Genomic DNA, 9,343 nt, shown 5'->3' with positions numbered 1-9,343 from the left:
GGGCAGGAGGCCCCGCCGATGCCCGCCTATCGCTCACGCACCTCTACCCATGGTCGCAACATGGCGGGCGCTCGCGCGCTCTGGCGGGCGACTGGGATGACTGATGGCGATTTCGGCAAGCCGATTATCGCCGTCGCCAATTCCTTTACGCAATTCGTCCCCGGTCACGTCCATCTCAAGGACATGGGCCAGTTGGTGGCCGGCGAGGTGCAGAAGGCGGGCGGCGTCGCCAAGGAATTCAACACCATCGCGGTCGATGACGGCATCGCCATGGGTCATGCCGGCATGCTCTACAGCCTGCCCTCCCGCGAGTTGATCGCCGATGCGGTCGAGTACATGGTTGAGGCGCATTGCGCCGATGCACTGGTCTGCATCTCCAACTGCGACAAGATCACGCCCGGCATGCTGATGGCGGCGCTGCGGCTCAATATCCCCACCATCTTCGTCTCTGGCGGCCCGATGGAGGCTGGCAAGATCCGGTCGGACGGCACCGGCGGCGCCGCGGTGGTCAAGCGCGCGGATCTCATCACGGCGATGGTCGCGGCGGCCGATCCCTCGGTTTCCGATGCCGAGGCGGCGGAGCAGGAACGCTCGGCTTGCCCGACCTGCGGCTCCTGTTCCGGCATGTTCACGGCCAATTCGATGAATTGCCTCACCGAGGCGCTCGGCCTCAGCCTGCCCGGCAATGGCAGCCTGCTCGCGACCCATGCCGACCGGCGGGAGCTTTTCGTCGAGGCGGGCTGGACCGTCGTCGATCTCGCCCGCCGCTGGTATGAGCAGGACGATGCCTCGGCCTTGCCGCGCACGATCGCCAGCATGGGCGCCTTCGAGAATGCCATGTCGCTCGACATCGCTATGGGCGGCTCGACTAATACCGTGCTGCATCTTCTCGCGGCGGCGCACGAGGCGGGGCTGAACTTCACCATGGCCGATATCGACCGGCTGTCACGGCGGGTGCCGAACCTCTGCAAGGTCTCGCCCTCGGTCGCGAACGTCCATATGGAGGATGTGCATCGTGCCGGCGGCATCATGGCGCTGCTGGGCGAGCTCAACCGTGCGGGGCTGCTGCATACCGATCTGCCGACCGTGCATGCGCCGACCGTCGCGGCGGCGCTGGATCGTTGGGACGTGGCAGGTGCGGACCCTAACGGCACGGCGGGCATGATGTATCGCGCGGCGCCGGGCGGCGTGCGGACCATTGTCGCCTTCAGTCAGGATCAGCGCTTCCAGGATCTGGACACCGACCGCGCGACAGGCGTGATCCGGGACGTGGAGCATGCCTTCAGCAAGGATGGCGGTCTCGCGGTGCTGTACGGCAACATCGCGCTCGACGGTGCCATCGTGAAGACCGCCGGGGTCGATGCGGCGAACCTGGTCTTCGCGGGGCCGGCGCGCATCTTCGAGAGCCAGGACGATGCAGTGGCCGGCATCCTGGGCAATCAGGTCAAGGCGGGCGATGTCGTCATCATCCGCTACGAGGGGCCGAAGGGCGGACCGGGGATGCAGGAGATGCTGTACCCGACGAGCTATCTAAAATCGAAGGGGCTCGGCAAACTCTGTGCCCTGGTAACGGATGGGCGGTTCTCCGGCGGCACCTCGGGGCTGTCGATCGGCCACGTCTCGCCCGAGGCGGCGGAGGGTGGTGCCATCGGCCTGATCCGGGACGGCGACCGCATCGAGATCGACATTCCCAACCGCATCATCCACGCGGTTCTGACGGATGAGGAATTCGCGCATCGCCGGGAGGCGATGGTCTCAAAGGGCGCGGGCGCGTGGAAACCGGAATCGCGGGAGCGCCATGTATCGCCAGCGCTGCGCGCCTATGCGGCAATGACGACCAGCGCGTCACGCGGCGCGGTGCGGGATGTGAGTCAGGTGGAGCGTTAGCCCGCGCACCGCCACCCGCTCTGACCTCCCCTGGAAGGTTGGGGATGGAGCGAGTGGCGGCCGCCTTGAACGGCCTAAGCTAAGCGACGGCGATTACATGCCGCCCGCGACGTTTAGAACCTCGCCGGACACCCAGCCCGAATCGCTCGATGCTAGGAAGACCGCCACTGTCGCGATGTCGTTCGGCTGGCCGATTCGGCCGAGCGGGGTCTGCGCCACCATCTGCTTCTCGAAATCACCGCCAATGACTCCGGCGGTGATGGTGCCTTCGGTTTCCACGCCACCGGGGCTGAGGGAGTTCACGCGGATTTTGCGCGGCCCGAGCTCTTTCGAGAGGACGCGCGTGATGGCATCCACCGCGCCCTTGGTCGCGGTGTAGATCGCCGTGCCCGGCGGCGTGAGTTTCACGATGGCTGAGCTGATGTTAATGACGCTGCCGCCCTGCTCGCCAAAGTGCTTCACGGCTTCCTGCGTGGTGAGCAGCAGGCCGAGCACGTTGGTGTTGAACTGACGATGGAACTCCTCCTCCGTCACGTCCCCGATCCCGCCGAACTGGTAGATGCCGGCATTGTTCACCAGCACGTCGACCGACCCGTAGGCCTTCTTCGTCTCCGCGAAAAGCCGCAGGATATCGGCGGCTTTCGAGACGTTGCCCTGAACGGCGATGGCCTTGCCGCCAGCGCCGGTGATGGCGGCGACGACCTTGTCGGCGCCTTCCTTGCTCGAAGAATAGTTGACAACGACGGAGGCGCCCTCGGCCGCGAGGGCCTTCGAGATCGCCGCGCCGATACCCTTGGAAGCGCCGGTCACGACGGCGACCTTGCCTGCCAATTTGCTCATGTCGAACTTCCTAGCCTGTTGGAAGACTCAACAATTAGATGATCATCGAACTATTGCAAGGGCTGGAGTTCGATAGTCGGGAGCGCTGAACCGCTGCCCGTCAGACCCGCGTACCAGAGATCCGTCATGGCAGGGCTTCGCCGAGCCCGACGGGTAGACTGAGGGCGGTTCGAACTGGAAGACATCCCGCTCTTGACGGGCCTCAAAGCGTTCAGATTTCGGAAAGTTGGCGGAGATACGCGTTGAGTACATCGCGGCGCAGAACCAGCTTCGCGAATTTGCCTTCGCGGAGAATCTCGATCAGCCCCGCGGTCTCAAGTTCTTTCATATGATGCGAGATCGTCGCGGCGCTGACGCACTGGGCCTGAAGCATGCTGCTACAGGGCATCGAACCGTCACAACCGGCGATCTGCTTGAGCATCTGATAGCGCCGGGGTTCAGCCAAAGCACGGGCGATCAAAGCGAATTGCTTTTCCGTCAGGGAAGCGTGTTCGACATCTGCCATGGCTATCCTCGCCGCAATCATATCGGGATCGTGGCGCCGCTTGGCAACGGCGGAGATGGGCTCACACCTCGATCATCGCCTTGATCACGCCCGTTTCCGGCCGCAGCCAGCCCGAGAATGCATCCGCCGCCGCCGCTAGAGGCGCGTGATGGGTGCGCAAGGCGGCGGTCGGGATTTGGCCGGCGCGCATCCATCGTACGACCTCGGCGAAGTCCTCGGGCAGAGCATTGCGGCTCGCGAGAAGGGTGGTTTCACGCTTGTGGAATTCGGGATCGGCGAAACCGATCTCCTCCTGCACCACGCTCAGCAGCACGTAGCGGCCGGCATGGGCGAGAAAGCCGAGGCCGCGACGCATCGCGCCGACATTGCCGGTGGCATCCACGACGACATCGAAAAACTCGCCATGGGTTGCCTCTGCGAGAACCGCCTCGGCCTCGGGTCCTGGCACCAGAACCTCGTCGGCGCCCAGCGCGCTGCGTGCCAGATCCAGGCGGTCCTGCCGCATATCCATGGCCGTGACATGGGCGCCGCGTGCCTTGGCGGCGAGGATCGCGGCGATGCCGATCGGGCCGGCGCCCACGACAAGAACGCGATCCTCCGCGCCCACCGCGCCGCGCCGGATGCCATGGGCGCCGATCGCCAGGAACTCTATCATCGCGCCCTCGTCGAGGCTGAGGCCGTCTAGCGGCACGACGTTGCGCGCGGGCACGGCGAGAAATTCGGCCATGCCGCCGTCCTGGTGCACGCCGAGCACGCTTATCCGGACGCAGCAGTTTTGCCGCCCGAGGCGGCAGGCGCGGCAGATGCCGCAAGCGAGATAGGGCACGACATAGACCAGCTGACCCGTCGTCAAGCCGCTGCCGGCGGGGGAAGCGACGACCTCGCCAGCCAATTCGTGGCCCATGACGCGCGGATAGGCGAGAAAAGGGTGCAGCCCTTTGAGGATATGGAAATCCGTGCCGCAGACACCGATGCGGCGGATGTGTAGCAGGACCTCGTCCGCCGATGGCCTGGGGTCCGGCCGGTCAGTCAGTGCGAGGCGGCCGGGGGCCTCGCAGACGAGCGCTTTCATGGCTTCAACTCCTCGGACGTCTAGCGGGTCTTGCGATGGGCGGGGTCATCGCTATCGCGGCAATGCGTTCAGAAGCAGCCGCAGGCTTGCGACCGTGAAAGCCTTCATATTCGCCAGCCGGTCGTCGCTGCTGGTGCGGAGGGTCGTGGCGACAGCCGTGGGGCCGGCCAAAGCGATGCAGCTATGGCCCGCCGGGTCGCCGTAGCGGTTGCCGGTGGGACCGGCGGCGCCGCTCTCGCCCAGACCCCAGTCGGCCGAGAGCCTCGCCCGAGCCGTCTCCGCAAGCAATCCTGCGTACGTTTCGGTCGATGGCCGCCAGTCGGGCGAGCGTTCGGGCAGGCCGAGCAGCGCGGAGCGAGCCTCGGCAGTGTAGATCACGCCGCCGCCCCGGTAGCAGGCCGACGCGCCCGGGACCGCCAGAATCGCCCCCGAGATCAGCCCGCCGGTCGAGGATTCGGCGACCGCCAAAGTCTCGCCACGCGCGATGAGCGCCGCCGCGACTTCTTTGCCGAGCGCGAAGATCTCGTCCATGAGCCAAACCCCATCAGGTGAAACCGTATCTTAGGCGGCCTTGCGCCGCGGCAGAAACCGTCGGCTCGTCATGCGAGAACGGCGGCGGTCGCGGGCGTCTCCGCGGCGAGGTCGGTGCGGAGGAAATCGATCAAGGCGCGCAGCTTGCGCGGCACCCGCTGACGGTCCGGGTAGTAGAGCTTGAAGCCGGCGAGTGGCGGGCTCCAATCGGCAAGAAGGCGCACCAACCGGCCATCCGCGAGGAAGCGCTCGATATAGCCGTTGATCATGTAGACGATGCCGAGGCCGTCCAGCGCCGATTGAACCAGCACCGCCGAATCGTTGAACACCAGGCGGCCGGTGACGGTCAGGGAGAGCGTTTCGCCGCCGCGCGCGAAGTCCCAACGCTCGATCATGCCGCTCGGCCGGTGGCGGAAGCAGATGCAGTCATGGGTGAGCAGGTCGCGCGGATGCTTTGGCACGCCACGTGCTGCGAGGTAGTCGGGCGCGGCCAGGATATGCGCGGTCAGCGGCGGCCCCACGCTGACGCCGATCATGTCGCGCGCCACCACATCCCCGAAGCGGATGCCGGCATCGAAACCCTCGCGCACGACATCGACCATGCCGGCCTCGACGACGATTTCGAGGTCGATCTCCGGATAGGCGTCGAGAAAGCGGCGGAGGATCGGCTGCAGAACGATCATATGCCCGGCGCGCAGAACATTCAGGCGCAGCTTGCCTTGAGGGCGCCGCGCCGCGCTCCCAATTTCCTCCTCGGCCGCCGTGATGTCCTGGAGCGCGGGAGACACGCGTTCGAGGTAGCGGGCGCCAGCCTCGGTCAGCGCGACGCTGCGCGTGGTGCGGTTGAAGAGGCGGGCGCCGAGGCGTTGTTCCAGCCCGCGCACCGCCTGGCTAACGGCGGAGGGCGACACGCCGAGGCTCTGTGCCGCAGCCGCGAAGCTGCCGAGTTCGGCCACCGCCAGGAAGTGGGGCAGGCCATCGAAACTGTAGGAACGCATGGCCGCCTCATTCTGAAGGTCGGGCTTCGGAGCTTACGATGAAATGGGCGGATTATCTTTATAATAACCTTGGGGCATTCTGTGCCTAGCGGAATAGGAGTTAAGCCAATGACCGAGAACGCGAAGACATTCTTCATCACCGGAGTGAGTTCGGGCTTCGGCCTCGCTTTGTCGGAGGAGGCGCTTGCGGCGGGCCATCGTGTCGTCGGCACGGTGCGCAATGAGGCGGCGCGGGCTGATTTCGACCGGTTGGAGAAAGGACGGTCCTTCGCCAAGCTGCTTGACGTGACCGACTATGAGGCGGTTCCCCGCGTGGTCGGCGAGATCGAGAAGGAAATCGGCGGGATCGATGTGCTCGTCAACAATGCCGGCTACGGCATGGAAGGGATCATTGAGGAATCCTCGATGGAGGATCTGCGCCGCCAGTTCGATGTGAATGTATTTGGCGCCGTCGCCGTGCTGAAGGCGGTGCTGCCTTTCATGCGGGCTCGCCGTTCGGGCCATATCATCAACATCACCTCGATGGGCGGGATCGTGACCTTTCCGGGGGTCGGCTTCTACCACGGCAGTAAATTCGCGCTGGAGGGCATCTCCGAGACGCTCGGCAAGGAGGTCAAGGATTTCGGCATCGCGGTGACCGCTGTGGCGCCCGGCGGCTTTCGTACGGATTGGGCGGGGCGCTCCATGGTGCGCGCTCCGCGGGTGATCGCCGATTACGACGCGCTGTTCGAGCCGGTGCGTGCGGCGCGGCAGGCGCGGGACGGCAAGCAGCCGGGCGATCCCCGCAAGGCCGCGCAAGCCATCCTCAAACTGGTGGCGAGCGACAATCCGCCGGCCCATCTGCTGCTCGGCCCCGATGCGGTGACGCTGGTGGATGCAAAGCTGCTCGCCTTGCAGGCGGAGATCGACGCCTGGCGCGGCCTTTCCATGTCCACCGATTTCGACTGAGCAGCCTCGCCGCCGGCGCGGCTGGCCACTGCCGCGCCGGCGCGCCATCCTTCGGGCAGCGTGGAGACTGTTTGGTCGGTCTCCCAGCCCGAAGGACCTGTCATGCCTGAACCTCGCCGCCTTCGCCTCGGCGCCTTCATGCGCCCGGTCAGCATCCACACCGCCGCCTGGCGATATCCCGGCGCCTGGGCGGATGCGAATTTCAGTTTTCCCCACCTGAAGTATCTCGCCCAAACTTTGGAGCGCGGGTTCTTCGACGCCTTCTTCATGGCCGATCACCAGGCGGTCATGAATATGCCGATGGAGGCGTTGAAGCGGAGCGCCACTGTGACCTCCTTCGATCCTCTGACATTGTTGCCGGCGCTGGCCGTGGTGACCGAGCGGCTTGGCCTGATCGCCACCGCCTCGACCACCTATAACGAGCCCTATCAGGTGGCGCGCCGCTTCGCCTCGCTCGATCACATCAGCAACGGCCGGGCCGGCTGGAATCTGGTGACCTCGGGCAACCCCAACGAGGCGATGAATTTCGGCCGGGACGAGCATGTGGCGCATGCGGACCGCTATCGCCGAGCGCGTGAGTTCTATGATGTCGTCACCGGACTTTGGGATAGCTGGGCGGATGACGCCTTTCTGCGCGACCAGGAGAGCGGCGTGTTTTTCCGCCCCGAGGGCATGCATGTTCTCAACCACAAGGGCGCGGAGCTTTCGGTGCGCGGCCCGCTGAATGTGGCGCGGCCGATCCAGGGTTGGCCGGTCATCGTGCAGGCGGGTTCCTCCGAAGCGGGACGCGAAATAGCGGCCGAGACGGCGGAGATGGTGTTCACGAGTCAGGCCTCGCTCGAGCAGGGCCGCGCCTTCTACGCCGACGTGAAGGGGCGGATGGGGCGGTATGGCCGCGCGGCGGATCAGCTGCTGATCCTGCCGGGGTGTTTCGTGGTGGTTGGTGCGACGGAGAGCGAAGCGCGGGAGAAGAAGGCGCGGCTTGATAGTTTGGTAAACGCGGAAAGTTCGATCGCTTCGCTTTCGGTGCAGCTGGGGACTGATGCGTCTCAGTTCGAGCTCGATGGGCCGCTGCCCGAAATTCCGGAGACCAATGCGAGCAAGAGCGCGCGCGAGCGGTTGGTCGAAAAGGCACGGCGCGAGAAGCTGACGGTGCGGCAACTCGCGCAATATGTTGGCGGGAGCTACGGAAGTTTGGAGATGATCGGCACGCCCGTGATGATCGCCGACGAGATGGAGGCCTGGTTGCGGCAGGATGGGTCGGACGGGTTCAACATCATGTTCCCGTTTCTGCCGGAGGGGTTGGAGGATTTCGTGGACACGGTGGTGCCGGAGTTGCAGCGGCGGGGGATTTTCCGGACGGCGTATGAGGGCCGGACGTTGCGGGAGAATTTGGGGTTGCGGCGGCCGGGGAACCGGTTTTTTGGAGGGTGATCGTTGGGCGAAACCCCAATGTGATCGCAACTATGCCTCAGCAGGACACCGTTTATAAATACACAAGCGAGAACGCGGCGCGACTTATCATCGCCAACCGTACTCTTCGCTTTGGGCGGCCGAGCGCAATGAATGACCCGTTCGATATCAATATCGATGATCTCTTTGAAACTGCTTTGACGGATTGGCGCAACGCGGAAGTCGCGATTCTAGTCGATACGCTTTCTGCCAATCCCGCCGAGTACGCCGAGCGCGTTGGCGTTCCAGAAGACGCCATTGCGATTTCAGGTATTATAAATGCGGGAACGGCCGCTCACCGCGAAGAGCTACTCGCACTTCTTACATCCCCAGTCATTGAAGACATGTACCCGCAGTGGAAGGCCACGCTTGATGCTCTCGAACTAGAGAAGTCAGCAATCGTCACCCAGTTCAAAAATTCGGGGATCTTCTGCGCGACCCGGAACAAAAATAACTTGCTAATGTGGTCGCACTATGCCGACCAGCATAAAGGAGTCGCGTTAGGCTTCCGCCAGGATGTTGCACGGGACTCGTTCCTGCGTCTGCTCGAACCAGTCAGCTACAGTAACATCCGCCCAAAATTCTACAGACCATTTGATCCGTTGGTGAGGAGCACGCCATCGTCAGATCCCGATGCTATGCGAGCCTTCACCCGCTCACTAACACACGTGAAAAGCACAGAATGGGCTTACGAGGAAGAGGTGCGTGTCGTCGACCCATCCTGTATCCCGGAAGGGCAAGACGCAATATTCCAACCTTATTATCCGACTGAGTTGGTCGAGCTCAACATCGGACTTCGTCTCACCGGCGCCGCTCGCGACGAGCTCATTGCGGCAGCAGCCGCCTTGAATAAAGATGTGTCGATCTTTCAGGCGCGGATGACTGCGGGAACCTACTCCCTGTCGTTCGAGCGGATCGCGTAACTGCGCCTTTGTGATTGCTTGGACGGCCTTCTCGCCGCCCTGGTTATCCATGTGAGTAACCGCCGCGAAGCGTATAGACGCTAGCTGCCGACGGGGGTCGGTGGACGCTGTTTGCAGAATCTCAGGTCAGCCGCTTCTCCGCCTGCTTCGCCTGCGTCTCCTCGAACGCCGCTCCTGTCCACTTCTC

Annotated in this window: 9 protein-coding genes; 4 read left to right on the top strand and 5 right to left on the bottom strand. The window is 64.3% G+C overall.

The window, feature by feature from the left end; translation table 11 throughout:
• Positions 1 to 18: 18 nt before the first annotated feature.
• Positions 19 to 1,887 carry a dihydroxy-acid dehydratase gene (ilvD, locus tag GSQ83_RS11620; protein ID WP_158803037.1) on the top strand — a complete coding sequence of 623 codons (1,869 nt, stop codon included), beginning with the start codon at positions 19 to 21 and terminating at the stop codon, positions 1,885 to 1,887.
• A 93-nt stretch (positions 1,888 to 1,980) separates the two neighbouring features.
• On the opposite strand, the gene GSQ83_RS11615 is transcribed toward ilvD, so the two are convergent.
• The 5 genes from GSQ83_RS11615 to GSQ83_RS11595 all read right to left on the bottom strand — a co-directional run bounded on the left by GSQ83_RS11615 (position 1,981) and on the right by GSQ83_RS11595 (position 5,833).
• Positions 1,981 to 2,727 carry an SDR family NAD(P)-dependent oxidoreductase gene (locus tag GSQ83_RS11615; RefSeq protein ID WP_158803036.1) on the bottom strand — a complete coding sequence of 249 codons (747 nt, stop codon included), beginning with the start codon at positions 2,725 to 2,727 and terminating at the stop codon, positions 1,981 to 1,983.
• Between the two features lie 211 nt (positions 2,728 to 2,938).
• Positions 2,939 to 3,253 (bottom strand): helix-turn-helix transcriptional regulator, encoded by a 315-nt coding sequence (locus tag GSQ83_RS11610; RefSeq protein ID WP_216850053.1) that lies wholly within the window; start codon positions 3,251 to 3,253, stop codon positions 2,939 to 2,941.
• Between the two features lie 40 nt (positions 3,254 to 3,293).
• The gene (locus GSQ83_RS11605; RefSeq protein ID WP_158803035.1) at positions 3,294 to 4,304 is read right to left on the bottom strand and encodes a zinc-binding alcohol dehydrogenase family protein; all 1,011 of its coding nucleotides are present in this window, start codon (positions 4,302 to 4,304) and stop codon (positions 3,294 to 3,296) included.
• Positions 4,305 to 4,355: 51 nt separating this feature from the next.
• Positions 4,356 to 4,835 (bottom strand): CinA family protein, encoded by a 480-nt coding sequence (locus GSQ83_RS11600; protein ID WP_158803034.1) that lies wholly within the window; start codon positions 4,833 to 4,835, stop codon positions 4,356 to 4,358.
• 68 nt (positions 4,836 to 4,903) lie between these two features.
• Positions 4,904 to 5,833 (bottom strand): LysR family transcriptional regulator, encoded by a 930-nt coding sequence (locus GSQ83_RS11595; RefSeq protein WP_158803033.1) that lies wholly within the window; start codon positions 5,831 to 5,833, stop codon positions 4,904 to 4,906.
• Positions 5,834 to 5,941: 108 nt separating this feature from the next.
• Between GSQ83_RS11595 and GSQ83_RS11590 the strand changes: the two genes are divergently transcribed.
• From GSQ83_RS11590 to GSQ83_RS11580, 3 genes are all read left to right on the top strand, one after another.
• A complete protein-coding gene (locus GSQ83_RS11590; protein ID WP_158803032.1) occupies positions 5,942 to 6,781 on the top strand; it encodes an oxidoreductase in 840 nt (279 codons plus the stop codon).
• A 102-nt stretch (positions 6,782 to 6,883) separates the two neighbouring features.
• The gene (locus tag GSQ83_RS11585; protein WP_158803031.1) at positions 6,884 to 8,215 is read left to right on the top strand and encodes an LLM class flavin-dependent oxidoreductase; all 1,332 of its coding nucleotides are present in this window, start codon (positions 6,884 to 6,886) and stop codon (positions 8,213 to 8,215) included.
• 32 nt (positions 8,216 to 8,247) lie between these two features.
• Positions 8,248 to 9,156: a DUF2971 domain-containing protein gene (locus GSQ83_RS11580; protein WP_158803030.1), complete on the top strand. Its 909-nt coding sequence runs from the start codon at positions 8,248 to 8,250 to the stop codon at positions 9,154 to 9,156.
• Positions 9,157 to 9,343 lie beyond the last annotated feature (187 nt).

Origin of the sequence: Acidisoma sp. L85 (assembly GCF_009765865.1) — a bacterium.
Lineage (GTDB): Bacteria > Pseudomonadota > Alphaproteobacteria > Acetobacterales > Acetobacteraceae > Acidisoma.
This window is presented reverse-complemented; position numbering and strand designations above follow the sequence as displayed.